General features: G+C 72.2%; 21 protein-coding genes. 13 read left to right on the top strand and 8 right to left on the bottom strand.

From position 1 onward, the window contains the following. The first annotated feature begins 138 nt into the window (after positions 1-138). The 5 genes from pta (at position 139) to AOM02_RS07620 (ending at position 8880) form a co-directional block, all read left to right on the top strand. Complete coding sequence (gene pta, locus AOM02_RS07640; protein WP_062298412.1) at positions 139-2217, top strand: phosphate acetyltransferase; 2079 nt, start codon at positions 139-141, stop codon at positions 2215-2217. Further along, positions 2214-3350 carry an acetate/propionate family kinase gene (locus AOM02_RS07635; protein WP_062298410.1) on the top strand — a complete coding sequence of 379 codons (1137 nt, stop codon included), beginning with the start codon at positions 2214-2216 and terminating at the stop codon, positions 3348-3350. The genes pta and AOM02_RS07635 overlap by 4 nt, the downstream gene beginning before the upstream one ends. A gap of 317 nt (positions 3351-3667) precedes the next feature. Further along, complete coding sequence (locus tag AOM02_RS07630) at positions 3668-6127, top strand: phosphoketolase family protein (protein ID WP_082104950.1); 2460 nt, start codon at positions 3668-3670, stop codon at positions 6125-6127. Between the two features lie 218 nt (positions 6128-6345). Next, positions 6346-7845: a hypothetical protein gene (locus AOM02_RS07625; RefSeq protein ID WP_062298404.1), complete on the top strand. Its 1500-nt coding sequence runs from the start codon at positions 6346-6348 to the stop codon at positions 7843-7845. A gap of 75 nt (positions 7846-7920) precedes the next feature. After that, entirely contained in the window at positions 7921-8880 is a 960-nt protein-coding gene (locus tag AOM02_RS07620; RefSeq protein WP_062298402.1) for a zinc-binding dehydrogenase, read from the top strand. Between the two features lie 18 nt (positions 8881-8898). On the opposite strand, the gene AOM02_RS07615 is transcribed toward AOM02_RS07620, so the two are convergent. Continuing rightward, positions 8899-9285, bottom strand: a complete 387-nt coding sequence (locus tag AOM02_RS07615; RefSeq protein WP_062298399.1) for a DUF3054 domain-containing protein — start codon at positions 9283-9285, stop codon at positions 8899-8901. Then, entirely contained in the window at positions 9282-9974 is a 693-nt protein-coding gene (locus AOM02_RS07610; protein ID WP_062298396.1) for a glutamine amidotransferase, read from the bottom strand. Before AOM02_RS07610 ends, AOM02_RS07615 begins: the two co-directional genes overlap by 4 nt. 60 nt (positions 9975-10034) lie before the next feature. Here AOM02_RS07610 and AOM02_RS07605 point away from each other — a divergent pair, with 60 nt between their 5' ends. The 3 genes from AOM02_RS07605 to AOM02_RS07595 all read left to right on the top strand — a co-directional run bounded on the left by AOM02_RS07605 (position 10035) and on the right by AOM02_RS07595 (position 13513). Beyond that, entirely contained in the window at positions 10035-11867 is a 1833-nt protein-coding gene (locus AOM02_RS07605) for an ABC-F family ATP-binding cassette domain-containing protein (protein ID WP_062298393.1), read from the top strand. Positions 11868-11990: 123 nt separating this feature from the next. Further along, positions 11991-13061 carry a malate dehydrogenase gene (locus tag AOM02_RS07600; protein WP_062298391.1) on the top strand — a complete coding sequence of 357 codons (1071 nt, stop codon included), beginning with the start codon at positions 11991-11993 and terminating at the stop codon, positions 13059-13061. After that, positions 13058-13513, top strand: coding sequence for a hypothetical protein (locus AOM02_RS07595; RefSeq protein WP_062298389.1), 456 nt, complete (start codon positions 13058-13060; stop codon positions 13511-13513). The genes AOM02_RS07600 and AOM02_RS07595 overlap by 4 nt, the downstream gene beginning before the upstream one ends. 19 nt (positions 13514-13532) lie before the next feature. Here AOM02_RS07595 and AOM02_RS07590 read toward each other — a convergent pair whose 3' ends face one another. Both AOM02_RS07590 and AOM02_RS07585 read right to left on the bottom strand, forming a co-directional pair. Beyond that, positions 13533-14627: an NAD(P)-dependent alcohol dehydrogenase gene (locus tag AOM02_RS07590; protein WP_062298387.1), complete on the bottom strand. Its 1095-nt coding sequence runs from the start codon at positions 14625-14627 to the stop codon at positions 13533-13535. Positions 14628-14797: 170 nt separating this feature from the next. After that, positions 14798-15922 (bottom strand): GuaB3 family IMP dehydrogenase-related protein, encoded by a 1125-nt coding sequence (locus AOM02_RS07585; protein ID WP_062298675.1) that lies wholly within the window; start codon positions 15920-15922, stop codon positions 14798-14800. A 110-nt stretch (positions 15923-16032) separates the two neighbouring features. On the opposite strand from AOM02_RS07585, the gene AOM02_RS07580 reads away from it, so the two are divergent. Further along, on the top strand, positions 16033-16800 hold the full coding sequence (locus AOM02_RS07580) for an exonuclease domain-containing protein (RefSeq protein WP_169746611.1): 768 nt from the start codon (positions 16033-16035) through the stop codon (positions 16798-16800). A gap of 147 nt (positions 16801-16947) precedes the next feature. Continuing rightward, the gene (locus AOM02_RS07575) at positions 16948-18225 is read left to right on the top strand and encodes a Glu/Leu/Phe/Val family dehydrogenase (RefSeq protein ID WP_062298382.1); all 1278 of its coding nucleotides are present in this window, start codon (positions 16948-16950) and stop codon (positions 18223-18225) included. 256 nt (positions 18226-18481) lie between these two features. Here AOM02_RS07575 and AOM02_RS07570 read toward each other — a convergent pair whose 3' ends face one another. Both AOM02_RS07570 and guaB read right to left on the bottom strand, forming a co-directional pair. Then, complete coding sequence (locus AOM02_RS07570) at positions 18482-19231, bottom strand: TSUP family transporter (RefSeq protein ID WP_062298380.1); 750 nt, start codon at positions 19229-19231, stop codon at positions 18482-18484. Between the two features lie 18 nt (positions 19232-19249). Further along, a complete protein-coding gene (gene guaB, locus AOM02_RS07565) occupies positions 19250-20761 on the bottom strand; it encodes an IMP dehydrogenase (protein WP_062298378.1) in 1512 nt (503 codons plus the stop codon). Between the two features lie 210 nt (positions 20762-20971). Between guaB and AOM02_RS07560 the strand changes: the two genes are divergently transcribed. Beyond that, positions 20972-21262 carry a WhiB family transcriptional regulator gene (locus AOM02_RS07560; RefSeq protein ID WP_062298375.1) on the top strand — a complete coding sequence of 97 codons (291 nt, stop codon included), beginning with the start codon at positions 20972-20974 and terminating at the stop codon, positions 21260-21262. A gap of 140 nt (positions 21263-21402) precedes the next feature. On the opposite strand, the gene groES is transcribed toward AOM02_RS07560, so the two are convergent. Continuing rightward, positions 21403-21696 (bottom strand): co-chaperone GroES, encoded by a 294-nt coding sequence (gene groES, locus AOM02_RS07555; RefSeq protein WP_062298372.1) that lies wholly within the window; start codon positions 21694-21696, stop codon positions 21403-21405. Between the two features lie 171 nt (positions 21697-21867). Here groES and AOM02_RS07550 point away from each other — a divergent pair, with 171 nt between their 5' ends. Continuing rightward, a complete protein-coding gene (locus AOM02_RS07550) occupies positions 21868-23040 on the top strand; it encodes a THUMP-like domain-containing protein (protein WP_062298370.1) in 1173 nt (390 codons plus the stop codon). Here AOM02_RS07550 and AOM02_RS07545 read toward each other — a convergent pair. Continuing rightward, complete coding sequence (locus tag AOM02_RS07545) at positions 23037-23333, bottom strand: hypothetical protein (RefSeq protein WP_062298368.1); 297 nt, start codon at positions 23331-23333, stop codon at positions 23037-23039. The genes AOM02_RS07550 and AOM02_RS07545 overlap by 4 nt on opposite strands. Before the next feature lie 278 nt (positions 23334-23611). Here AOM02_RS07545 and AOM02_RS07540 point away from each other — a divergent pair, with 278 nt between their 5' ends. After that, positions 23612-25171, top strand: coding sequence for a sulfatase family protein (locus tag AOM02_RS07540; protein ID WP_062298367.1), 1560 nt, complete (start codon positions 23612-23614; stop codon positions 25169-25171). Positions 25172-25280 lie beyond the last annotated feature (109 nt).

The following is a 25280-nucleotide window of genomic DNA, read 5'->3' as shown; positions in this document are numbered from 1 at the left end:
CCCTCAGCACGGCCGTGGGCCCAGCCTACGCACCTGCGTGCCGGAAGCGGGCAGGAAGTGACCGTAGTCGCACGATCGCATACCCCCCATGGGACCTTCGACCATGTAGGTCCTACGAGTTCGTGAAACCATAGGCGCGTGGCACGAAGCATCTACATCGCATCGGCCGAAGGCGACACAGGCAAGTCAACGATCGCGCTCGGCATCACCAATCTCCTCGCGAAGCAGGTCGGACGGGTCGGGATCTTCCGGCCGGTCGCCCGCGTCGCGGACGGATCCGACTACGTCCTCCAGCTGCTGCTCGGGCATGACAGCATCGACCTCTCCTACGAGGAGGCGATCGGCGTCACGTACGACGACGTCCACGCCGACCCCGAGAAGGCGCTGTCGACGATCGTGTCGCGCTATCACGAGGTGGAGCGCCGCTGCGACGCGGTGGTCATCGTGGGCACCGACTACACGGACGTCTCCGCCGCCGCCGAGCTCGAGTTCAACGGCCGCATCGCCGCGAACCTCGGCGCGCCGGTCGTGCTCGTGGTCCGCGGCCACGAGCGCACCCCCGCCGAGGTGCACCAGGTGGTCGAGCAGGCCCGCAACGAGCTGGTGAACTCGCACGCGATCATCGCGGGCATCTTCATCAACCGCGCGCAGCCCGACGACCTCGACGCGATCCGCGGGCTGCTGCCCGAGGAGCTCCGCCTGGGCGTGCTGCCCGAGGACCCGCTGCTCATCGCCCCGTCGATGAACCAGCTCGTGGAGGCCGTCGAGGGCACCCTCGTCACCGGCGACCCGACGCTGCTGTCGCGCGAGACGCGCGGCATCACGGTGGGCGCGATGACCACGTCGAACCTCCTCGACCGCCTCGAGGACGGCTCCGTCATCATCGTCCCGGGCGACCGGTCCGACACGGTGCTCGCGCTGCTCGCCGCGCACGGCGCGGAGGGCTTCCCGTCGCTGTCGGGCGTGATCCTCACGGGCGGCCTCGAGCCGCGCTCCGCGGTGCGCCGCCTGCTCGAGGGCCTCAGCTCGCCGCTGCCGGTCGTGCGCACGGACCTCGACACGTTCGAGACCGCGCGCCGCTGCTCGACCACGCGCGGCCGGCTGTCGCGCGAGAGCCAGCTCAAGGTCGACACCGCGCTGGCGATGTTCGACCAGCACGTCGAGGTCGACCGCCTGCAGGCGGCGCTCGACCTCGCGAGCACCGAGGTCATCACGCCGCTCATGTTCGAGTACGGCCTGCTCGACCGCGCCCGCAGCCGCAAGCAGCGCATCGTCCTGCCCGAGGGCAGCGACGACCGCATCCTGCGCGCCGCATCGTCCCTGCTCACCCGAGACGTGGTGGAGCTCATCATCCTCGGCTCGGGTCAGACGATCCGCGCCCGCGCGGCGGAGCTCGGCCTCGACATCGAGGACGCGACGATCATCGACCCGACGGACCCCGAGTACGTCGAGCGCTTCGCGCACGAGTACTACGAGATGCGCAAGCACAAGGGCGCGACCCTCGAGGCCGCGCGCGACCGCGTCCAGGACGTCAGCTACTTCGGCACGATGATGGTCGAGCTGGGGCTCGCGGACGGCATGGTGTCGGGCGCGGCCCACACCACGGCGCACACGATCCTGCCGTCGTTCCAGATCATCAAGACGGTGCCGGGCGTGTCCGTCGTGTCGTCGGTGTTCTTCATGTGCCTCGCCGACCGCGTCCTCGTCTACGGCGACTGCGCGGTCAACCCCGACCCGACCGCCGAGCAGCTCGCGGACATCGCGATCTCGTCCGCGGACACGGCCGCGCAGTTCGGCGTCGAGCCCAAGGTCGCGATGCTGTCGTACTCGACCGGCGAGTCGGGCACCGGCTCGGACGTCGACAAGGTGCGCGAGGCGACGGCGATCGTCAAGGAGCGCCGCCCCGACCTGCTCGTCGACGGCCCGATGCAGTACGACGCCGCAGTCGAGCCGTCGGTGGCCCGCTCGAAGGCGCCCGGCTCGCCGGTCGCCGGCCAGGCCACGGTCCTCGTGTTCCCCGACCTCAACACCGGCAACAACACCTACAAGGCCGTGCAGCGCTCCGCGGGAGCGGTCGCCGTCGGCCCGGTCCTGCAGGGCCTGCGCAAGCCGGTCAACGACCTCTCGCGCGGCGCGCTCGTGCAGGACATCGTCAACACGGTCGCGATCACCGCGATCCAGGCCCAGAACCTCGACACCCCGGAAGGCAACGCGTGAGCGTCAACTACAACGGCATCGCCCTCGTCCTCAACTGCGGGTCCAGCTCGATCAAGTACCAGGTGGTGGACACCACCCTCGACGCGCCGCTCGCGTCGGGCCTGGTCGAGCGCGTGACCGACCACAACGAGGGCGTCAACGCCGTCATCGAGTCCCTGTCCCAGCCCGACTCGGGCGTGGACCTGTCCCAGCTCACCGTCGTCGGCCACCGCGTGGTCCAGGGCGGCTCGGAGTTCTCCGCGCCGACCATCATCGACGACGAGGTGCAGGACGGCATCGCGAAGCTGTCGGTGCTCGCGCCGCTGCACAACCCCGGCCACGTCGCCGGCATCGCCGCCGCCCGCGCCGCCTTCCCGGACATCCCGCACGTCGCGGTCTTCGACACCGCGTTCCACCAGACGCTGTCCGAGGCCGCGTACTCGTACGCGATCGACCAGCGCCTCGCGCACGAGCACGGCATCCGCCGCTATGGCTTCCACGGCACCTCGCACGGCTACGTGTCGCGCGAGTGCGCGCGCCTCATGGACCGCGACCCCAAGGAGCTGCGCATCATCACGCTGCACCTCGGCAACGGCGCGTCCGCGGACGCGATCAAGGGCGGCCACGCGATCGACACGTCGATGGGCCTCACCCCGCTCGACGGCCTCGTGATGGGCTCGCGCACCGGCGCGATCGACCCGGCCGTCGTGTTCCACCTCCACCGCGCCGCCGGCATGGACATCGACGAGATCGACGACCTGTTCAACAAGCGCTCCGGCATGCTCGGCCTCACCGGCTACTCGGACATGCGCGACGTGCACAAGGCGATCGACGAGGGCAGCCACGAGGCCAAGGTCGCGCTCGACATCTACACCCGCCGCATCAAGGGCTACGTCGGCCAGTACATGGCGCAGCTCGGCGGCCTCGACGCGATCGTGTTCACCGCCGGCGTCGGCGAGAACGACGACATCGTCCGCCTCGAGTCGCTCAAGGGCCTCGAGGAGCTCGGCATCGAGATCGACGAGGAGCGCAACGCGGGCCGCAAGAAGCAGGAGACCCTCATCTCGACCGACGCCTCGCGCGTCCAGGTCTGGGTCATCCCGACCAACGAGGAGCGCGAGATCGCGCTGCAGTCGATCGCGTCGGTCTCCTAGCCGCCGCATCGTCCACGAGGGCCGGTCTCCCGCGAGGGGGCCGGCCCTCGTCGCGTCTCCGGCCCGCTCCACCCCGCCCCCCTTCACCGAACCGGCGTACGTCGCCCGCCTCGAACTTCCGTACCAGGCACGATGCGCGGCGCACCCGGTCCCGTACGCCGGTTGCGTCGGGAGCGGGTCGCGGAAGGGCGCCGGGACGATGCGGCAGTCGCCGGCAGCCGCCCCGTTCACCGGGAATTCGCACACGAATCAGGACCTTCGCCGCGCCGTGTGAACGTTCACCATGGAATGCTGAACGGGTACCCGAGATGGAGGAAATGATGGCACCGACGCCCTGGTCCCCCCGCACTGCGGATTCCGTCACCGATGCCGAGGTCGAGGCCATCGACCTGTGGTGGCGGACGGCCAACTACATGTCCGTTGGCCAGATCTACCTGCTCGACAACCCCCTCCTGCGCGAGCCGCTGCACCGCGACCACGTGAAGAAGCGCCTCGTGGGCCACTGGGGCACCACGCCCGGCCTCAACTTCATCTACACGCACCTCAACCGCATGATCTCGACGCGCCAGCAGCCGACGATGTACATCATCGGCCCCGGCCACGGCGGCCCCGGCCTCGTCGCGGCGAGCTACCTCGAGGGCACCTACAACGAGACCTACCCGGAGATCTCCGAGGACGAGCGCGGCCTGCAGCGCCTCTTCAAGCAGTTCTCCTTCCCGGGCGGCATCCCCTCGCACGTCGCGCCCGAGACGCCTGGCTCGATCCACGAGGGCGGCGAGCTCGGCTACGCCCTCTCGCACGCGTACGGCGCGGCCTTCGACAACCCGGACCTCCTGGTCGCGGCGGTGGTCGGCGACGGCGAGGCCGAGACCGGCCCCCTCGCCACCAGCTGGCACTCCAACAAGTTCATCAACCCGGCCACCGACGGCGTCGTGCTGCCGATCCTGCACCTCAACGGCTACAAGATCGCCAACCCGACCGTGCTCGCGCGTATCGGCGACGAGGAGCTCGAGGCGCTCATGGTGGGCTACGGCCACAAGCCGCACTTCTTCACCGCCGGCTTCGACGACGAGTCGCCGGCCTCGTTCCACCGCCGCTACGCGGAGCTCATGGACGAGGTCATGGACGAGATCGCCGCGATCAAGGCCGAGGCGAAGGTGAACCCGAACATGGACCGCCCCCGCTGGCCGATGATCGTGCTGCGCACCCCCAAGGGCTGGACGTGCCCGCCGTCGATCGACGGCAAGCGCACCGAGGGCTCGTGGCGCGCGCACCAGGTGCCGCTGTCGAACGCCCGTGACACCGACGACCACCTCCACACCCTCGAGGCGTGGCTGCAGTCGTACGGCCCCGACGACCTGTTCGACGAGGACGGCGTGGTCAAGCCCGCCGTGCTCGCGACGGTCCCGGAGGGCGAGCTGCGGATGTCGGCACGCCCCGAGGCCAACGGCGGCCTGCTGATGAAGGACCTGGTCATGCCCGACTACCGCGACTTCGCGGTGGACGTGCCGGCGCCCGGCGCCGAGATCGGCGAGGCGACCCGCACGCTCGGCAACTTCCTGCGCGGGGTCATGGAGAACAACCCCGACAACTTCCGCATCTTCGCGCCCGACGAGCTCGCGTCGAACCGCATCCAGGCGGTCCTCGACGTCACGCAGAAGGTGTGGAACGCGGAGATCGACCCGGACGACGGCCCGATGGGCCACGAAGGCCGCGTGGTCGAGATGCTGTCGGAGCACCAGTGCCAGGGCTGGCTCGAGGCGTACAACCTCACAGGCCGCCACGGGCTCTTCACCAGCTACGAGGCGTTCATCCACATCGTCGACTCGATGTTCAACCAGCACGCGAAGTGGCTCAAGGTCGCGCACGAGCTGCCGTGGCGCCGGCCCATCCCGTCGCTCAACTACCTGCTGTCCTCGCACGTGTGGCGCCAGGACCACAACGGCTTCTCGCACCAGGACCCGGGCTTCATCGACCACGTGGTCAACAAGAAGGCCGAGGTCGTGCGCGTCTACCTGCCTGCCGACGCGAACACCCTGCTCGCCACCTACGACCACTGCCTGCGCAGCCGCGACCGCGTCAACGTCGTCGTCGCCGGCAAGCAGCCGCAGGCCCAGTGGCTCACCATCGAGGAGGCCGAGAACCACTTCGCGCGCGGCGCCGGCATCTGGGACTTCGCGTCCAACGTGCCGCTGGGCGAGGAGCCCGACGTGGTGATGTGCGGCATCGGCGACGTGCCGACGATGGAGGTGCTCGCGGCGATCGACATCATCCGTCAGGAGCTGCCCGACCTCAAGGTCCGCATGGTCAACGTGGTCGACCTCATGCGCCTGCAGCCGGAGAAGGAGCACCCGCACGGCATGTCGGACCGCGAGTTCGACCAGCTCTTCACGTCGGACAAGCCGATCATCATGAACTACCACGGCTACCCGTGGCTCATCCACCGCCTCACCTACCGCCGCAACGGCCACCCGAACCTGCACGTGCGCGGGTTCAAGGAGGAGGGCACCACCACTTCGCCGTTCGACATGGCGATGGTCAACGACATCGACCGCTACCACCTGGTGATGGACGTCATCGACCGCGTCCCGTCGCTCGGCGGCCGCGCCGCGTCGCTGCGCCAGAAGCTGCAGGACAAGCGCTTCGAGGCCCAGCGCTACGCGTACGAGACCGGCGCCGACCTCCCCGAGGTCGCCGAGTGGGTCTGGTCCGGCGCCGGCACCGAGGTGCAGGCCAAGCTCTCGGGCGCGCTCGCAACCGACGGCGACAACGAGTAGGGACTCCTCTCCCTCTCCTCCTGGGGGGACGATGCGCGGGCCGGGCCCGCGCATCGTCCCCCTTTCGCATGTCGGGAAGCGGGCGGGAACCAGCGCATATGCACCCAATCCACCCCGGTCTCGGGGACATCGCCCGACACGTGCCGCTACCGCGCGGCCGGTGGCACCCAGGCGCGATACCGTCGGCCGACACTGTCGAGGACTGGGGGGTCTATCCCATGAGGAACCGTCTCGGCGCGCGCGCAGTCGCCGCCACCACCGCCGCCGCGCTCGCGCTCGTGGGGATCGCCACGGCCGCCTCGGCGGAGGACGCGACCGCGACCCTCACCCTGGGCAAGGCCTCCGTCCTCACGCTGCCCGCGGGGGACGGCGTGCGCGACTCGACGTCGGTCTCGGTCACCTCGGACGTCGCCACGAGCGCCGACGTGGCCCTGGTCCCGGACGGCGGCGCGCCGCTCCCCCTCGCACCCGTCGAGATCACCGATCCGGCGGTGCCCGTACTCGTCACCGTGCCCGTCGACGGCCTCGCCGCGGGCGCCCACGAGCTGGTCGTGACCCCCGCGGTGGGCGACCCGGTCGTCGCGCCGATCACCGTCGGGTCCGGCGACCCGGTGAAGGTCTCGCTGACGCTCTCGCGTGCGAAGCTGTTCACGTGGAGCGGCGCGAGCCCGCGCACCGCGGTCGCGACCGTCAGCGCCACGGACGAGACAGGCCTCAAGGTCCCCTTCACCGGCAAGGTGGTCGCCAAGGCCGGCGGCAGGACCTCGACCGTGTCGGTGGCCTCGACCGCCGGCGCCGCGGTCAAGCCCACGATCTACGCGTCGAAGCTCGCGGCCGGCACCGGCACCGTGACGGCGAAGCTCGACGGCCCCACCCTGGTCGGTTCGACGGCGTCGGCGCCGATCACGATCAAGAAGACCGCCATCACGGGCGTCTCGCTCGCCACGAGCCGGGGGGACGTCTATCCGGCGAAGGACGACTACCGGGACTCGGTCAAGCTCACGGTGACGCCGACCACGTCGCGAGCGGCGAGCGTGACGTTCCCCGTCACCGGCTCCGTCAAGATCAAGCGCGACGGCCGGATCGTCAAGACGTGGAGCCTGACCTCCTCCGAGAAGCGGTCCCTCAGGTGGTACGGGAAGAACGGCGGCAGGATCGTCCCCGGCACGTACAAGGTCACGGTGACGCTCAAGGGACCCGAGGGCTCCTGGCGGACCGCGACCCGGTACGTCAAGGTCAAGGCGGGGCGCCTGGTCACCGTGACCAAGAAGGTCACCCACACGGCCGCCTCGGTGCTCACCAGCTTCACGTCGCACGACCCTCAACGAGCCGGGTACTGCGAGCCGCACCACTCCCGCGCCGGCGATGTCTTCTGTCGAGGCGTCGCTTCCTCCAGCGCCTACGGGTTCGCTCTGTCGACGTCCGGAACCGCGACGGTGCCCGCGGACGTGGCGTCCAACGCGAAGTGGGGCAGGGCAACCGCGAAGGTCGTCGCGGACTGGGCGAGCATCGACGGCTCGGCGCAGTGGTTCTACGGCAAGAGCTCGACAGACACGACCCGGTTCGGCTACGTCATCAAGGGTTCGCAGTCGCTCGGCGACATCGGGCTCGATGCGAACACGACTCGCGTGCACATCCGCGTGAGCCTCTTCCCGGACACGCGCGTGCAGGTGAACACGTTCACCGTGACGTACTCGTACAGGAAGATGGTGGTCTAGTCAGCCTCGCGCCCGGGTTGCGCTGCGGGTCCTGGGTCCCAGCACCCGCGCCCGGGGCACCGTAGGTTGGGTGGCATGCTCGCCGCGTATGCCGCCCGTTTCAGCCCCGACGATCCCGCGGGCGCGCTCGAGGTGGGCGACCGGCCCGAGCCGGAGGAACGCGAGCACTGGTCAACCGTCGAGGTGCGCGCCGCCAGCGTCAACCACCACGACGTGTGGAGCCTCAAGGGCGTGGGCCTCGCCGAGGCACAGCTGCCGATGATCCTCGGCTGCGACGCGGCCGGGATCGCGCCCGACGGCACCGAGGTGGTGGTGCACGGCGTGATCGGCGCGGACGGCCACGGCGTGGGCCCGCGCGAGCCGCGCAGCATCCTCTCGGAGCGCTACCCCGGCACCCTCGCCGAGCGGGTCGCGGTGCCCACCGCGAACCTGGTGCCCAAGCCCCCTGAGCTGTCGTTCGAGGAGGCCGCGTGCCTGCCCACCGCATGGCTCACCGCGTACCGCATGCTGTTCCACGGCGCCGATCTCAGGCCGGGGCAGTCCGTGCTCGTCCAGGGTGCGGGCGGCGGGGTCGCGAGCGCCGCGATCGCGCTGGGCGCGGCCGCGGGGCTCGAGGTGTTCGCGACCTCGCGGTCGGAGGCCAAGCGTGCCGCGGCGCTCGGGCTGGGCGCCGTGGCGGCCGTGGAGCCGGGCGCGCGCCTGCCGAAGCGCGTCGACGCCGTGGTCGAGACGGTCGGCCGGGCGACGTGGAAGCACTCGATCTCCTCGGTGCGCAACGGGGGCACCATCGCGATCGCAGGTCACACCACGGGCGACCCCGACCCCGCGCTGCTCACCCGGGTGTTCTTCCACGAGCTGCGCATCCAGGGCGTCACCATGGGCACCCGCGAGGACCTCGCCGCGCTCATGTCGTTCCTGGTCCGCACGGGCCTGCGGCCGACGATCGACTCGACGTTCCCCCTCGCGCGGGCACGTGACGCGATCGCGCGGGTCGCATCCGGCGATCAATTCGGGAAGGTCGTCGTCACGGTCTGACGCGGCCTCCGGCAGCGCTCAGCCCGTGAGGCCCCTGCGCTTCGCGATCGCGCCGGACACCACGCGCCAGCCGACGAGGAAGGCCGCCAGGACCGTCCCCGCCACGATCACGAACGACACCTGCACGCCCTGGCCGTAGACCGCCCGCAGCGCCATCCCGGCCACCAGGGTCGACGCCCACACGATCACGCCGGTCCGCCGCCAGTCGCACGGACGCCTCCACGCCCGCGCGATCAGCCACCCCAGCGCAGCTCCGGTGAGGAACGGCGACACCGTCTCCAGCAGGCCCCAGCCGTTCTCACCGAGGATCCCCTCCTCGTGGCTCGCCCGCCCGATCGCGGCGAAGACCACGATCGCCCCCGCGTCCAGCGCCGCGGCGCCGAGCGCCGCCTGCCTGAGGTTCATGCCCCGCTCCCGTCCTCACCGCGCAGCCACTCCCGGAGCATGAGGATGCCCGCGACCGCCGCATCGTCCCCCGCCTCGCGGGACGCCGCACGCAGGTCGCGCGGCGAGATGCCCATCGCCCGCAGCTCGCCCGTGTGGCCGATGAGCCAGCGCTCGATCCGCTCGGCGTCGACCTCGGGGTGGAACTGCAGCGCCAGCGCGCTGCCGATCGCGAAGGCCTGGCACGGCGTCGCCGGCGTCGAGGCCAGCACCACGGCGCCGGGCGGCGGCGCGATCGCGTCACCGTGCCAGTGCAGGACGGGCGCGCCGGCGAGGTGACGCAGCGGGGTGGACGATGCGGCGGGGGCGAGGTCGACCGTCCCCCAGCCGACCTCGGGCTCGCCGGGCGCGACGGAGCCGCCCAGCGCGTGCGCGAGCAGCTGGGCACCCAGGCACACCGCGAGGGTCGGCAGCCCGGCCTCGACCCGCGCGCCGAGCAGCGCCGCCTCCTCGGCGAGGACCGGGTAGTCGTCGACCTCGCCCACCCCGACGGGTCCGCCCAGCACGACGCCCAGCTCCGCGGCCGCGAAGGGCGCGAGGTCGTCGACGCCCGCGTCGAGGTAGGCCACCTCGTAGCCGTGGGCGGCGATCTCCGCCTCCCAGATCCCGAGGTCCTCGAAGGCGACGTGGCGGATCGCGACGCATCTCATGGCTGGGAGCCTAGGCCCGATGCGGGCGGGCCCGCGCCCGGACGCGACTACCCTTGACGGGTGGCACACCTGCTTGGCGCCGAGGCGCTTCACCTGGACTTCGGCACCGGACCGGTGCTCGGCGGCATCTCGATCGGCCTCGACGACGGCGACCGGATCGGCATGGTCGGCGCCAACGGCGCCGGCAAGTCCACGCTGCTCAAGGTCCTCGCAGGCCGGGTCGAGCCCGACGACGGCCGCGTCACGATCGCGCGCGGCACCCGCATCGGCGTGCTCGACCAGTCCGACCACGTCGACGAGTCGCTCACCGTCGCGCAGGCGATCGTCGGCGACCGGGACGAGCACGAGTGGGCCGCGGACCCGCGCGTGCGCGACATCATGTCCGGCCTCGTGCCGGACATCGCCGCGGACGCGGTCGTCGGCGACCTCTCCGGCGGTCAGCAGCGACGCGTCGCCCTCGCGCACGTGCTCGTGGGCGACCACGACGCGATCTTCCTCGACGAGCCCACCAACCACCTCGACGTCGAGGGCGTGACCTGGCTCGCCGAGCACCTCAAGCGGCGCTGGCCGGCCAACCGCGGCGCGCTGCTCGTGGTCACGCACGACCGCTGGTTCCTCGACGAGGTGTCGACGCGGACCTGGGAGGTCCACGACGGCGAGGTCGACCAGTACGAGGGCGGCTACGCCGCGTACGTGCTCCAGCGCGTCGAGCGCGACCGCATCGCCGCCGTGACCGAGCAGCGCCGCCAGAACCTCATGCGCAAGGAGCTCGCGTGGCTGCGGCGCGGCGCGCCGGCCCGTACCTCCAAGCCCAAGTTCCGCATCGACGCCGCCAACGCGCTGATCGAGGACGTGCCGCCCATCCGCGACACCGTGAAGCTCCACCGCATGGCCGCGGCGCGCCTCGGCAAGGACGTCGTCGAGCTCGTCCGCGTGGGCGTGCGCTACGGCGACAAGGAGGTCCTCCACGACCTCGACTTCAACCTCGGCCCCGGCGATCGTATCGGCCTCCTCGGCGAGAACGGCGCCGGCAAGTCGACGCTGCTGCGCCTCATCACCGGAGAGCAGGAGCCCACCTCGGGACGCGTGAAGACCGGCCTCACGGTGCGCGTCGCGCAGCTGAGCCAGCAGCTCGCGGAGCTCGACGAGCACGCCGACGAACGCGTGTCCGCGGTGGTCAAGCGCTTCTCCTCCATCCAGCTGTCCGACGGCCAGGAGATGACCCCCGGCCAGCTGCTCGAGCGCATGGGCTTCACGTCCGCCCAGCTCAAGACCCCGGTCGGGCGCCTGTCCGGCGGCCAGCGCCGCCGCCTCCAGCTGCTCGTCGTGCTGCTCGGCGAGCCGAACGTGCTCGTGCTCGACGAGCCCACCAACGACCTCGACACGGACATGCTCGCCGCGCTCGAGGACCTGCTCGACTCGTGGCCCGGCACGCTCGTCGTGGTGAGCCACGACCGCTACCTCATGGAGCGCATCACGGACCAGCAGTACGCGGTCGTCGACGGCGGGCTGCGGCACCTCCCCGGCGGCGTCGACGAGTACGTCGAGCTGTCCCGCGAGCGCCGCACCGGCACGTCCGGCATCGGCACCTTCGGCCAGGCCGAGGACGCGGCCGCCACCGTGCGCGCGGCCTTCCCCGGCGCGGTGGCAAGCCACGCGGCGCCCACGCTCACCGGCGCCGAGCGGCGCGCGGTCGAGAAGGAGCTCAAGGCCGTCGAGCGTCGCATGGCGAAGATCCAGGAGCTCACCGAGGGCACCCACCACGAGATGGCGATGCACGACCAGTCGGACTTCGCGGGCCTCGCGAAGCGCATGAGGTCGTTGCAGGAGCTCGCGGACGAGAACTCCGAGCTCGAGGAGCGCTGGCTGGAGCTGTCCGAGCAGCTCGGCTGAGCCGGCCACGACGCGCCACCCGCGCCAAGGGCCGGGGATCGTGTCGCCGTGGCGGCCCGTCGGGGCCTTGTGGTGCCGATCCGTGACGCCTGCGCGAAACATCCCCCGCGTACGCTCGACGGCATGGATGTGGCGATCGTCGGAGCGACAGGGGACGTCGGCAGGGCGATCTGCGGGCAGCTGATCGAGCGGGGCGAGCTGGGCCCCACCTCGCGCCTCCAGCTGGTCGGACGGCCGGGCGGCTCCTCGGGCGACGCGGTGCACGGCCTGCGGGTCGACCTCATCGACGCGCACGACGAGCACGCGCCCCACATCGACGTCGCCACCCGACCGGAGGACGTGGTCGCGGACGTCATCGTGATGACCGCGGGCCGCACGCTCCCCACCGGCACGGGCCAGCCGATCGATCGCGACAAGCTGGCCGAGGACAACCGCCGGGTCTTCGAGCAGTACGCGGACGCCCTCGCCGCGCACGGCAGCGGCCACGAGGTCGTCATCGTCGTGTCCAACCCGGTCGAGCTGGCCGTCGAGGTGTTCGCGCGCCGCCTGGGCCGCCACCGGGTGATCGGGATGGGGGCGTGGCTCGACACGCTGCGCTTCCGCCGCGAGATCGCGAACACCCTCGGCATCCGCCGGCACCGCGTGGGCGGCTTCGTCGCCGGCCAGCACGGCGACCGCATGGTGCCGCTGTGGTCGACCGTGCGCCTGCGCGGCCTCGACCCGGATGAGCGCGCCGAGATCGTCGACCGGCTGCGCGGCGACCGCACGCTGGCCTCGTTCGCCTCCGAGGTGCGCGCCGCCAAGGAGCGCATCTCCGAGGCCCCCGACATCTCCGCCGCCTTCGCCGCGGTCGACGCCTACCCGCCCGACGTCCAGGCCGTGATCCGCCCGTACCTCACGCACCAGAGCGGCGCGAAGACCGCGCACGGCACCGCGAACGCGACGGTGGACCTGGTGCGTACCGTGCTCGACGGGCGCGACATCGTGGTCGCCGGGCAGGTGCTGCTCGACGGGGAGATCGAGCTCGGCGGCAACCCGTGGCACGGCGTGATCGGCGTGCCGGTCGCGGTCGGCCCGGACGGCTGGTCCCAGGTGATGCTCGACGACCTCGCGCCGGACGAGTCGCGCGCCCTGTGGGAGGTCGCGCAGTCGATCAACGAGTCCCTCGTGACCTGGGGCGGGGGTGCGCGATGAGCGCGATCACCCAGCGCTGGTTCGCGTTCGTCCAGGTGGAGGACCGCAGCGGCGCCTCGGCGGCCCTCACGGGCGTGTTCTCCGAGCGGGGCGTGAGCTTCGGCTCGATCTCGACCCTCGACGTCCACGCCGGGCTCGGCACCATGTCGGTCGAGTTCGCGGCCTCCGAGCGCCTCGCGCACGTGCTGATCCGCACGCTCGAGCGCCTGGCGGTGGTGCGCGCGGTGACGCTCATCCGGGCGGACGATGCGCGGGTCCAGGCCGTCGCCGTGCTCACCGACGTGCCCGCCGACCTCGACGCCGACGCACGGGTGAGCGTGCATCGTCACGGCGACGGTGCCGCCGCCGTGACGATGCTCGCGGGTCCGCTGCCCGCGGTCGACGCGGCCGTCGCCGCCCTCCGCGACCGCGGCGCGACGGTGGAGGCCCTCACGGTCCTGCCGCCCCGCTGAGCACGCGAAGCCTCGGCGACTAGACGGAGGCGAGCTCCTCGGAGGGAGCGATCTCGATGCCGGCCGCGTCGGGGTGCGGCACCACGACGGCACGGCCGAGCAGCGTGCCCTGCTCGAGCTGCTCGTAGGCCGCGAGCGCATCGTCGATGGCGAACGTGGTGACGTCGACCTCGAGGTGGCCGTCGCGGTACAGCGCGGCGAGCTCGTGGAGCTCCTCGATGGTGCCCCAGTAGGTGTTGGTGAGCTCGGCCTCGTAGGGGTTCGAGTAGAAGTCCCACTGGACCGGGCCGCCGGCGATGCCGACCACCGTGATGCGGCCCTGCTTGGCCACCACCTTCTGCGCGAGCTGGATGGTCGGGGTGAGGCCGACGAAGTCGAAGACCGCGTCCACGCCCTTGCCGCCGGTGAGCTCGCGGATCCGCGCCGCCTGGTCCTCGCCGCCCGCGACCGTGACCGCGCCGCGGGACTCGGCGACGGCCATCGCGTCCGCCTTCATGTCCGTCGCGATCACCGTGGCCGCGGTGGTCGCCTTGAGGATCTGGACCGCGAGCTGGCCGAGCCCGCCGAGGCCGATCACGAGCGCGGTCTTGCCGCCGCCCGCCAGCTTCGGGAGGGCGAGCTTGATCGCGTGGTACGGCGTCAGGCCCGCATCCGCGAGCGGCGCGGCGGCCACCGGGTCGGCATCGCCGAGCGGGACGAGGTTGCGCGCGGGCACGGTCATGTACTCCGCCATGCCGCCGTCGCGACCCAGTCCCGAGGCGAGGAACGGCGTCTTGGCCGCGTTCTCGCAGTAGGTGTCCTGGCCACGCGAGCAGGCCGGGCAGTGGCCGCAGCCCATCGGGCCGTAGACGAGGTACGCGTCGCCCTGGGTGAGCCCCAGCACGCCCTCGCCGACCTCGTCGATCCAGCCGGCCGTCTCGTGGCCGAGGGTGTAGGTGGGCGCGAGCTGGGGGCCGACGGTGCTCTCGTCGAACTGCTCGTAGACGGCGACGTCGGAGTGGCAGGCGCCGGCGCCGGCGACCTTGAGCAGCACCTCGCCCGGTCCGGGGGTGGGACGCTCGATCTCCTGCAGCGACGGCTTGGTCTTCCAGTCGGTGAACCGCAGTGCCTTCATCGGGGGACTCCTTCGCGGCGCCCAGGGGATGAGTCGGCACGGCCGCGGCGCCATTGCTTGACACGTGTCATATAGATCATGACACGGATCGGGGCCGCGATATTCCGCCCCGGGCGCGCGGACGCCCGGGCGATCGCTCGCCCGGGCGTCCGGAGGTCGCAGGGGTGGGGCTATCCCGCCTGGTAGGGGCTCACCACGATGTCGACGCGCTGGAACTCCTTGAGGTCCGAGTAGCCGGTCGTCGCCATCGAGCGGCGGAGCGCCCCCATGAGGTTCGAGGTGCCGTCGGCGTGCGTGCCGGGGCCGAAGAGGATCTCGTCGAGCGAGCCGGTGGTGCCCACGTGCACCCGCTCGCCGCGCGGCAGCTCGGGGTGGTGCGCCTCGGGGCCCCAGTGGTAGCCGGCGCCGGGCGCCTCCTCGGCGCGCGCGAGGGCGGCGCCGAGCATGATGGCGTCCGCGCCGCACGCGATCGCCTTGACGATGTCGCCGGAGCGGCCCAGGCCGCCGTCCGCGATGACGTGGACGTAGCGGCCGCCCGACTCGTCGAGGTAGTCGCGGCGCGCGGCCGCGACGTCGGAGACGGCGGTCGCCATGGGCGCGTGGATGCCCAGCGTGGTGCGCGTGGTCTGGGCCGCGCCGCCGCCGAAGCCGACGAGCACGCCCGCGGCGCCGGTGCGCATGAGGTGCAGCGCCGCCTGGTAGGTCGACGCGCCGCCGACGATGACCGGCACGTCGAGGTCGTAGATGAACTTCTTGAGGTTGAGCGGCTCCGCGCCGTCCGAGACGTGCTCGGCGGACACCGTGGTGCCGCGGATGACGAACAGGTCCACGCCGGCCTTGAGCACCGTCTCGTAGTGCTCCTGCGTGCGCTGGGGGCTGAGCGCGCCCGCGACCACCACGCCCGCCGCGCGGACCTCCTGGAGGCGCGCGGTGATGAGCGCGTCCTTGATGGGCTCGCGGTAGATCTCCTGCATCCGCGCCGTCGCCGCGGCCGGGTCGAGCGCGGCGATCTCCTCGAGGAGCGACGCCGGGTCCTCGTAGCGGGTCCACAGGCCCTCGAGGTCGAGCACGCCGAGGCCGCCGGCGTTGCCCAGCGCGATCGCGGTCGCGGGGCTCATCACCGAGTCCATGGGGGCGCCGATCACGGGGATCTCGAACTGGAAGGCGTCGATCTGCCAGCCGAGGCTCACCACCTTGGGGTCGCGCGTGCGTCGCGACGGCACCACCGCGATGTCGTCGAAGGAGTAGGCACGGCGACCGCGCTTGCCGCGGCCGATCTCGATCTCGTTGCTCACGGGCTCCACCCTATCGTTCGGCGAGGACACCCCGCCGGGACGGGACGATGCGCGCAGCGCCTGGGGACGACGTCGCACCGATGGTCGGAGGGGCGTGCCAGGCTAGGACCATGAGCTGGCTCGACGAGACCATGGTGGGCTTCGACACCGAGACGACCGGGGTGTCCACCGAGAGCGACCGCATCGTGACCGCGGCGGTGATCACGCGGCGCGGCGACGACGTCACGACCCGCACGTGGCTGATCGACCCGGGCGTCGACATCCCGGCGGCCGCGAGCGCGGTCCACGGCATCTCCACCGAGAAGGCGCGCGCGGAGGGCGTCCAGCCGCCGGACGCGCTCGAGGAGATCGCGACGGCGCTGGCCGGCGCGCTCAACGCCGGCTTCCCGGTGGTCGCGTTCAACGCGCAGTTCGACCTCACCCTGCTCGAGAACGAGCTCGCACGCCACGGCCTGCGCTCGCTCGCGTCGCGGCTCACGCGCGGCGAGGTGCGGCCCGTGGTGGACCCGCTCGTGCTGGACCGCAAGCTCGACCAGTACCGCAAGGGCAAGCGCAAGCTCATCGACCTGTGCACCCTCTACGCGGTCAGCGTCGTCGCGGACGACCTCCACGCCGCGGACGCGGACGTTCTCGCCACGCTCGAGCTCGTCCACGCGCTGGCGGCGGCGCATCCGGCGATGCGCGACACCCCGCTCGAGTCGCTGCACGACCTGCAGGCCGCCGCGCACCACGACTGGGCCGTGCGCTTCGGGGCGTGGCTGAAGTCCAAGGGCACCACCGACGACCTCCCGGACCCGCTCTGGCCCGTCGCCGCACCGGCGCTCGCCGCGGCCTCGGCGGGAGGCCAGGACGAGGGCGACGGCGGCACGCTGTTCTAGCCGGCGCATCGTCCCGCGCGTAGCGCAACGAGCGTCCGGAGGTCGCTGTACACGGCGGCCAACCGCGCATCGTCCGCTGGCCCATGCGGCGTACGGCGGACCCTCCGGACGGGGTTACTGTCGAGGGACACACCCCTGGAGGTCACAATGACGTGGTCCACCACCACGACGGCCGCGCCCACCGGCGCCGGTCCTCTGACGGACGCGCTCGCACAGCTCGAGTCCGCGCTCGCACACCTGGGCTACAACGGCGGAACCCGCCAGATGCTCGCCACCCCGCGTCGGGAGCTCATGGTGAGCGTCCCGCTCCGCCGTGACGACGGCTCCATCGCGGTCTACTCCGGCTACCGCGTGCAGCACAACTTCTCGCGCGGCCCGGCCAAGGGCGGTCTCCGCTTCGCCCCCAACGTCGACCTCGACGAGGTCCGCGCGCTCGCCATGTGGATGACCTGGAAGTGCGCGCTCGTCGACGTGCCGTACGGCGGCGCGAAGGGCGGCATCGCGATCGACCCGCGCGAGCACTCGCTCGCCGAGCTCGAGCGCGTGACGCGGCGCTACACCTCCGAGATCCTTCCGATCATCGGCCCCACCAAGGACATCCCCGCGCCCGACATCGGCACGGACGAGCGGACGATGGCCTGGATGATGGACACCTACTCGGCCGCCATGGGCCACACGGTCCCCGGCGTCGTCACGGGCAAGCCCGTGAGCCTGGGCGGGTCGCTCGGCCGCGCCGCCGCCACGTCGCGCGGCGTCGCCCACGTCGCGCTCATGGCGATGGCCTCCCACGGCCTCGACCCCGAGCGCACCACCGCGTCGGTGCAGGGCTTCGGCAAGGTCGGCCGCGACGCCGCCCGGTTCCTCGCGGCCGCGGGCGTCAAGGTGCTCGCCGTGTCCGACATCGACGGCGCGATCTACGACGAGCGCGGCCTCGACATCGGCCGGCTCGCGCAGCACGTCGACGCGACCGGCTCGGTCGCGGGCTTCGAGGGCACCGAGTCCATCGACCCCGCCTCGATCCTCACGCTCGACGTCGACCTGGCGGTCCCCGCCGCGGTCGAGGGCGTGCTCACCGGGGCGAACGCGGACCGCGTGCAGGCCAAGATCATCGTGGAGGGCGCCAACGGCCCCACCACGCGCGAGGCCGACGCGATCCTCGCGGACAAGGGCGTCGTCGTGGTGCCCGACATCCTCGCCAACGCGGGCGGCGTGGTCGTCTCCTACTTCGAGTGGGTGCAGGCCAACCAGGCGTACCAGTGGTCCGAGCGGGACGTGAACGACCGCCTCGAGGACAAGATGACCACGGCGTGGCACGCGGTGGTCGACTACGCCGGCGCGCACGGCCTGTCCTACCGCGAGGCCGCCACCGCCCTCGCCGTCCAGCGCGTCACGGAGGCGCACCGCCTGCGCGGGCTCTACCCGTGACCTGACCCGGACCCCCGCCGGCTCCTCCGGCGGGACCCGCGTCGCACCCCCGAGCGACCTCGACCCGCGTGACCTGCTCCGTGCGTCCGCGGCCCGCTCGGGGGTGCGGCGCGTCCCGGCGCGCCCTCCCCCGTGCACCCAACCGGCGTACGGGAGCCCGCTCGCGCGCATCGTGCCTGGCCCGCTCGGGCGAGGACCACCGTGTACGCCGGTTGCGTCGCGGGGCCCCAAGAGCGGCGCGGGGACGATGCGGGGGCTACCCGATCAGGTAGCGCACCAGCATCGCGACGCTCACCACCACGATCAGCACCCGCAGCACCACCGGGTTCACCTTGAAGAGCACGTGCGACGCGACGTAGGCGCCCACGAGCTGGCCGCCGATCATCGCGCCGCCGACCGCCCAGGCCATCTGCCCGGCGAAGGCGAATACCAGCAGCGACGCGATGTTGGTGGCGAAGTTCAGCGTCTTGGCGACGGCGGTCGACCGCACCAGCGGGTACGCCCGCAGCGTCACCCCCGACAGGGCGAACAGCGAGCCCGTGCCGGGGCCGAAGGCGCCGTCGTACGCGCCGATCGCGGGCACCACGGTCGCCTCGTACGGGGCGGCGCTCATCCGCTCATGGTCCGGCGGCTGGTGCGCCTTGGGCACGAACGCGAAGTACGCCGCGATCACCGCGAGCACGACCGGGATGACGATCCGCAGGGGCTCGGGGTCGGCGAACTGGATCGCGATCGAGCCGGCCGCGGATCCCAGGAAGGCCCACAGCATGGGCCAGCGCGCATCGTCCCATCGCACGCGGCGTCGGCGGATGACCTGCCAGGTGGCCATGCCCGTCCCGAACGAGCCCTGCAGCTTGTTCGTGCCGAGCGCCTGCAGCGGCGGCACGCCGGCGAGCAGCAGCGCGGGCAGCGTCAGCAGCCCGCCCCCGCCCGCGAGGGTGTCGAGGAAGCCCGCGACAAGGGCGACGACCGCGAGGATCGCGAGCGTCTGCCAGGCGAGCTCCACGCGCGGGCCGGGCCGCGGTTAGTTGCGGCCGGCGTAGTTCGGGGCCTCGACCGTGATCTGCACGTCGTGCGGGTGCGACTCCTTGAGCCCCGCCGGCGTGATGCGCACGAACTTGCCCTTGGCCTGCAGCTCGGGGATCGACCGTGCGCCCACGTAGAACATCGACTGGCCGAGGCCGCCGACGAGCTGGCGGACCACCGACGACAGCGGGCCCTTGTAGGGCACGCGCCCCTCGATGCCCTCGGGGATGAGGTCGTCGTCGCTCGGGGCGTCCGCCTGGAAGTAGCGGTCCTTCGAGTAGGACACGCGGCCGCGGGACGCCATCGCGCCCATCGAGCCCATGCCGCGGTAGCTCTTGAACTGCTTGCCGTTGACGAGCACCAGGTCGCCGGGGGTCTCTGCGCAGCCGGCGAAGAGCGAGCCGAGCATGACGGACGAGGCGCCGGCCACGAGGGCCTTGGCGATGTCGCCCGAGTACTGGAGGCCGCCGTCGGCGATCACGGGCACGCCGGAGGGGTGCGCCGCCTTCCACGCCTCGTGCACCGCGGTGATCTGCGGCACGCCGACGCCGGCGACGACGCGGGTGGTGCAGATCGAGCCCGGGCCGACGCCCACCTTGACGGCGTCGACGCCCGCGTCGACGAGCGCCTGCGCGCCCTCGCGGGTCGCGACGTTGCCGCCGATGACCTGCACGTGACGCGTCGCCGGGTCGGACTTGAGGCGCTGGATCATCTCGATCATCTTGCGGGCGTGGCCGTGCGCGGTGTCGACGACGAGCGCGTCCACGTCGGCGTCGACCAGCGCGGTCGCGCGCTCCCACGCGTCGCCGTAGAAGCCGACGGCGGCGGCCACGCGGAGGCGGCCCTCGTCGTCCTTCGAGGCGAGCGGGTACTTCTCGGTCTTGACGAAGTCCTTGACGGTGATGAGGCCGGTGAGGCGGCCGTCGCCGTCGACCAGCGGGAGCTTCTCGACGCGGTGCTTCGCGAGCAGCTCGGCGGCCTCGGCGTTCGAGACGCCCTCGCGCGCCGTGATCAGCGGCATCGGCGTCATCTGGTCCTTGACCAGGCGGGACGCGAACTCGCTGGGGTTGACGAAGCGCAGGTCGCGGTTGGTGATGATGCCGACCAGGCGGTTGTCCTCATCGACGACGGGGAGGCCCGAGACGCGGTACTTGGCGCACAGCGCATCGAGCTGCTCGAGCGTGGCGTCGGGACCGACGGTGACGGGGTCCGTGATCATGCCGGACTCGGAGCGCTTGACGATCTCGACCTGGTGGGCCTGGTCCTCGATCGAGAGGTTGCGGTGCAGCACGCCGATGCCGCCCAGGCGCGCGAGCGCGATCGCGAGGCGCGCCTCCGTGACGGTGTCCATCGCCGCGGACAGCAGGGGCACGGCGACCTTGATGCCCTTGGTCAGCTGGGTGGCGGTGTCCACCTCGGAGGGGATGACGTCCGACTCGCCCGGGAGCAGGAGCACGTCGTCGTAGGTGAGGCCGGTGAAGCCGAAGGGATCGTGATCGAGCGATGCCATTGGCACATTCTAGGCTCTCGCACCGAGGGGAGAAACCAGGCAAATCGGGCCTTCCCAAGGCTGTCTCACAGTGTTATGAATGGCAGTGAGGGAGCGAGCGAACGGGGGGCCACAAGCCCCCCGCGAGCACATGACCAGCACCGATAGACGGTCTGGATGGCAATGGGGCCATCTGGGGGCAGGCCGGCGACGAACCCATAGGGGGGCGTGATGGAGGCCGTGGCGAAACTGCCCGCACCGACTCAGGATCAGTGGGAGTGGCAATACGAAGGCGCGTGCCGCGCCGCCGATCCGGACCTGTTCTTCCATCCGGAGGGCGAGCGCGGCGCTGCGCGTCGCCGCCGGGCGGAGGCGGCCAAGGAGTTCTGCTCCGGCTGCCCCGTGCTCGACACCTGCCGGGAGCGCTCGCTCCAGGCGCGCGAGCCGTTCGGCGTGTGGGGCGGACTGAGCGAGGACGAGCGTCACGCCATCCTCGCCGGCCGGCTCAAGAAGGCGAGCTAGGCGCCGGGCCTGCGGCGCATCGTCCGGCGGGACGATGCGCCTCCTGGGCGATCGCGCACGCGCAGCCGTACGCCGCACCCGCCCGGGAACGCGGACGGGCCCCGGGGCTGACGCCCCGGGGCCCGTGCTGCTGCGGCTGCTTAGCCGACGATGGCGAGCAGGTCGCGCGCCGAGAGGATGAGGTACTCCTCACCGGCGTACTTGACCTCGGTGCCGCCGTACTTGCTGTAGATGACCTTGTCGCCGACGGTGACGTCGATCGGGACGCGGTTGCCGTTGTCGTCGATGCGACCCGGGCCGACCGCCACGACCTCGCCCTCCTGGGGCTTCTCCTTGGCGGTGTCAGGGATCACGAGGCCGGACGCCGTCGTGGTCTCGGCCGCGGCGGCCTTGACGACGACCTTGTCCTCCAGGGGCTTGATGGAGACCGACACTGCGGACCTCACCTTCCGTTCTCGAAGTTCGGGGTGCGGATCTGCGGGACCGCCGTCGCGGGGGTCGGTCCCAGGGGATCCATGCTCTTGCGAGCGACATCAATCTAGCACTCACACCCCGCGAGTGCTAACGAGCGGTGCGGTGTTCGCCGCGCGTGAAAGGATCCGGGCATGGACCCCGTCACCGCGCGCCTCACGGTGAGCGACGCGTGCCTCGCGCTCGCGGGCTCCCTGCGCGACACGTCGCCGAAGGACGCGCTCGCCGTCGCGGGCCGGCTCCGGCGCGAGGGACACGAGCCCGCCCTGGTGGCCGCGGCGATGTCGCTCGCGGAGCTGCGGCGCGAGGCGCGCCCGCGCCTGGGCGACGCCGTCGACGGCATGGTGTTCCACCGCGCGGGCCTCGAGCAGGCGTCGCGCGCGGTCGTGTCCGCGCTGCACGCCGAGCGCTTCGCGGACGCGGGCTGCCGCGCGGTCGCCGACCTCACCGCGGGACTGGGCGCCGACGCGATGGCGTTCGCCGCGCGCGGGCTCGCCGTGGTCGCGTTCGAGGCCGACGAGGCCACCGCGATCCTGGCGGCGCACAACCTGTCCCCGTGGCCCCACGCCCGGGTGGTCCATGGCGACTCGCTCGCGCTGCTCGACGAGGCGGACGTCGACGGCGTGTTCGCCGACCCCGCGCGGCGCAACGCGCGCGGACGCCGCCACGACCCCTCCGACTACTCGCCTCCGCTCGACGCCGTGCTCGACCTGAGCCGCCGCTTCCGCGCGCTCGGCGTCAAGGCCGGCCCGGGCCTGCCGCACGAGGCCGTGCCCCCGGGCTTCGAGGCGCAGTGGGTGAGCGTCGACGGCGACGTGGTCGAGGTGGGCCTGTGGGCGGGCGCCGCCGCGCGCCACGAGGGCCACGCGGCCCTGGTGATCCGCGGCGGCGAGCGGCACGACATCGCCGGGCCCACCGACCGCGCGCCCGCGGGGCCCCTCGGCGGCTGGCTCCTCGAGCCCGACGGCGCCGTCATCCGCGCGGGCCTGGTCGGGGTGCTCGCGGACGAGCTCGGCGCGCACCTCGTCGACCCGTCGATCGCCTACCTGACGATGGACGCGCCGCCCCCGGCGACGCCGTTCGCCCGCGCCTACCGCGTGCTCGAGCGGCTGCCGCTCGACGTCAAGGCGCTCGCGCGCGAGCTGCGGGCGCGCGGCGTGGGGACGGTCGACATCAAGAAGCGCGGCGTCGACCTGACCCCGGAGCAGCTGCGCCCGCGCCTCAAGCTGAAGGGCTCCGCGCGCGCGACGCTCGTGCTCACGCGCCTCGAGGGGCGCCACGCGGCGCTGCTGGTGGAGCCCGCCTAGCCCTCGCCCTCGCGGGCCGCCTTCAGGGTCTTGCTCACCATCTGCTGGCTCGTCCCCACCTCGCGCGCGATCGCGCTCTGCGACATCCCCGTCTCGCCGAGCGCGCGGATCGCGTCCAGCTGGCCGGCGGTGAGCGCCCCGGCCCGCTTCGACGGCCCGCCGCGCCGCCCGGTCATGATCGAGTCGACGCTCGCCTTCGAGATCCCGACCGCCTCCGCGACCGCCACGCGCGCCTCGCCCGCCTCGACGCGGCGGCGCACCTCCGCGACCTGGGCCTCCGTGATCCGTGCCATGCGCCCAGCCTAGGCACGCGCGGGCCGCGCGCCCCACGTGCGCCCCGCGTGGGCCCCACGCGGGCCGCTCGCGGCAATGTCCACCACTCGGTTGATATTCGTCTACGATGGTCGCCACGGATCCACTCGCCCGTACGCCCGCGGGGCACGCGAAGCGGCGGATCCGGCGAAGGAACGCACTGCACCAGAAGGCGCGACGGAGCGACGCACCCCTCACCCGGCCGGCAGGCCGGGCACGGGCGAGGACCGCCGTCACGCCCCGTCTCAGGAGGACAACGTTGTCGTCAGAACTGCCCCCGGAGCCCCAGGACACCGCACCGGACGCGGCCACCGAGGCCTCCGCGCCGGAGGAGACCACCGTCGAGCCGCGCGCGAAGAGCGGCCGCGGCAAGCGGATCCTCAAGGCGACCGGCCTCACCCTGGCGCTCCCCGGCGCCGCCGTCGTCGCCGGCGGCGGCTACGTCGCGGTCAAGTCGCTCACCTCCAGCCCCGACAACTCCCCCGAGCACGAGGCGTCGAAGGACGAGTACCTCGACGCGATCCAGGGCTCGACCGCGTCGGGCGAGGCGCCGAACGTGCTCCTGGTCTACTACGACGACCTCGGCTACGAGGACCTCGGGTTCATGGGCGACACGCCCATCAAGACTCCGCACCTCGACTCGCTCGCCGAGGACGGCGCGGTGCTCACCAACTACCACTCGCCCTCGGCCGTGTGCACGCCCTCGCGTGCGGCGATGCTCACCGGCCGCCTCGCGCCGCGCGCGGCCGTCCCCGACGTGCTCTTCCCCACCGGCTCCCCGCTCGGAATCATGAATACGCTGGGCGACTCGTTCGGGCTGACCCAGGCCGAGATCACCATCCCCGACGTGCTGCAGGCCTCCGGGTACCGCACGGGCATGATCGGCAAGTGGCACATCGGCGACACCGAGGGCTCGCTGCCGAACGACTTCGGCTTCGACAGCTTCCTCGGCTCGCGGTACTCGAACGACATGACGCCCTTCAAGATCTACCGCGACAACGATGTGCTGATCGACGAGGTCGACCAGACCGAGCTCGACGCGCTGTACACGGACGCGGCGGTCGACTTCATCGGTGACGCCGCGGAGAGCGACGACCCGTTCTTCCTCTACTTCGCGCACAACTTCCCCCACGAGCCGCTGTTCGCGGCGGAGGAGAACGAGGGCCGCTCGGACGCCGGGCTGTACGGCGACATCGTCGAGGGTCTCGACGACGGCATCGGGCGGATCGTCGACCAGCTCGAGGCGACCGGCCAGCTCGACAACACGATCATCCTGGTGACCAGCGACAACGGGCCCTGGTTCCAGGGCGACGCCGGCGACCACCGCGGACGCAAGGGCCTCATCAACGAGGGCGGCATGCTCGTGCCGTTCATGGTCCACTGGCCCGCCGGCATCGAGGGCGGGCAGGTCATCGACACGATGACGATGGGCACCGACATCATGCCGACCCTGCTCGACTGGCTCGACATCGAGGCGCCCGCCGACCGCATGCTCGACGGCTCCTCCATGGCCCCGCTGCTCGCGGGCGAGAGCGACCAGGTGAGCGACTTCTACTACTACTACGCGGGCGAGCAGCTCATCGCGGTGAGCGACGGCCGGTACAAGTACTACGCGAAGCACCCCTACCTCTACGGGACCAGCGACGCCGGCTTCTCGGTGGCCCAGCAGAAGGGCCCGTGGCTGTTCGACCTCGAGACCGACCCGAGCGAGGCCTACGACGTGAGCGGCAAGCACCCCGATGTCGTGGCCGAGCTGAAGGCCGAGCTCGAGCGCCGCGACGCCGAGATGGCGGAGAACCCGCGCGGCTGGGTCTCCTGATCCGAGCGTGACCGATGCGGTCGCCCGCGGCGACGTGGGCGGCCGCATCGTGCGTCCAGGACCTCCCGCCCCACCTCCTCCCGCCCCGTCCCCCGTAGAATTGTCACCG

The organism is Demequina maris, assembly GCF_000971155.1.
Lineage (GTDB): Bacteria > Actinomycetota > Actinomycetes > Actinomycetales > Demequinaceae > Demequina > Demequina maris.
Note: the sequence above shows the minus strand (reverse complement) of the source record. Positions and strands in the feature narration are given on the sequence as shown.

Coding starts and splice junctions, on each gene's coding strand:
- AOM02_RS07580 (WP_169746611.1), top strand. CDS start 16,033: ATGAGCTGGCTCGACGAGACCATGGTGGGCTTCGACACCGAGACGACC.
- AOM02_RS07600 (WP_062298391.1), top strand. CDS start 11,991: ATGGATGTGGCGATCGTCGGAGCGACAGGGGACGTCGGCAGGGCGATC.
- AOM02_RS07560 (WP_062298375.1), top strand. CDS start 20,972: ATGGAGGCCGTGGCGAAACTGCCCGCACCGACTCAGGATCAGTGGGAG.
- AOM02_RS07630 (WP_082104950.1), top strand. CDS start 3,668: ATGATGGCACCGACGCCCTGGTCCCCCCGCACTGCGGATTCCGTCACC.
- AOM02_RS07620 (WP_062298402.1), top strand. CDS start 7,921: ATGCTCGCCGCGTATGCCGCCCGTTTCAGCCCCGACGATCCCGCGGGC.
- AOM02_RS07610 (WP_062298396.1), bottom strand. CDS start 9,974: ATGAGATGCGTCGCGATCCGCCACGTCGCCTTCGAGGACCTCGGGATC.
- AOM02_RS07550 (WP_062298370.1), top strand. CDS start 21,868: ATGGACCCCGTCACCGCGCGCCTCACGGTGAGCGACGCGTGCCTCGCG.
- AOM02_RS07595 (WP_062298389.1), top strand. CDS start 13,058: ATGAGCGCGATCACCCAGCGCTGGTTCGCGTTCGTCCAGGTGGAGGAC.
- AOM02_RS07545 (WP_062298368.1), bottom strand. CDS start 23,333: ATGGCACGGATCACGGAGGCCCAGGTCGCGGAGGTGCGCCGCCGCGTC.
- guaB (WP_062298378.1), bottom strand. CDS start 20,761: ATGGCATCGCTCGATCACGATCCCTTCGGCTTCACCGGCCTCACCTAC.
- AOM02_RS07625 (WP_062298404.1), top strand. CDS start 6,346: ATGAGGAACCGTCTCGGCGCGCGCGCAGTCGCCGCCACCACCGCCGCC.
- AOM02_RS07590 (WP_062298387.1), bottom strand. CDS start 14,627: ATGAAGGCACTGCGGTTCACCGACTGGAAGACCAAGCCGTCGCTGCAG.
- AOM02_RS07615 (WP_062298399.1), bottom strand. CDS start 9,285: ATGAACCTCAGGCAGGCGGCGCTCGGCGCCGCGGCGCTGGACGCGGGG.
- AOM02_RS07575 (WP_062298382.1), top strand. CDS start 16,948: ATGACGTGGTCCACCACCACGACGGCCGCGCCCACCGGCGCCGGTCCT.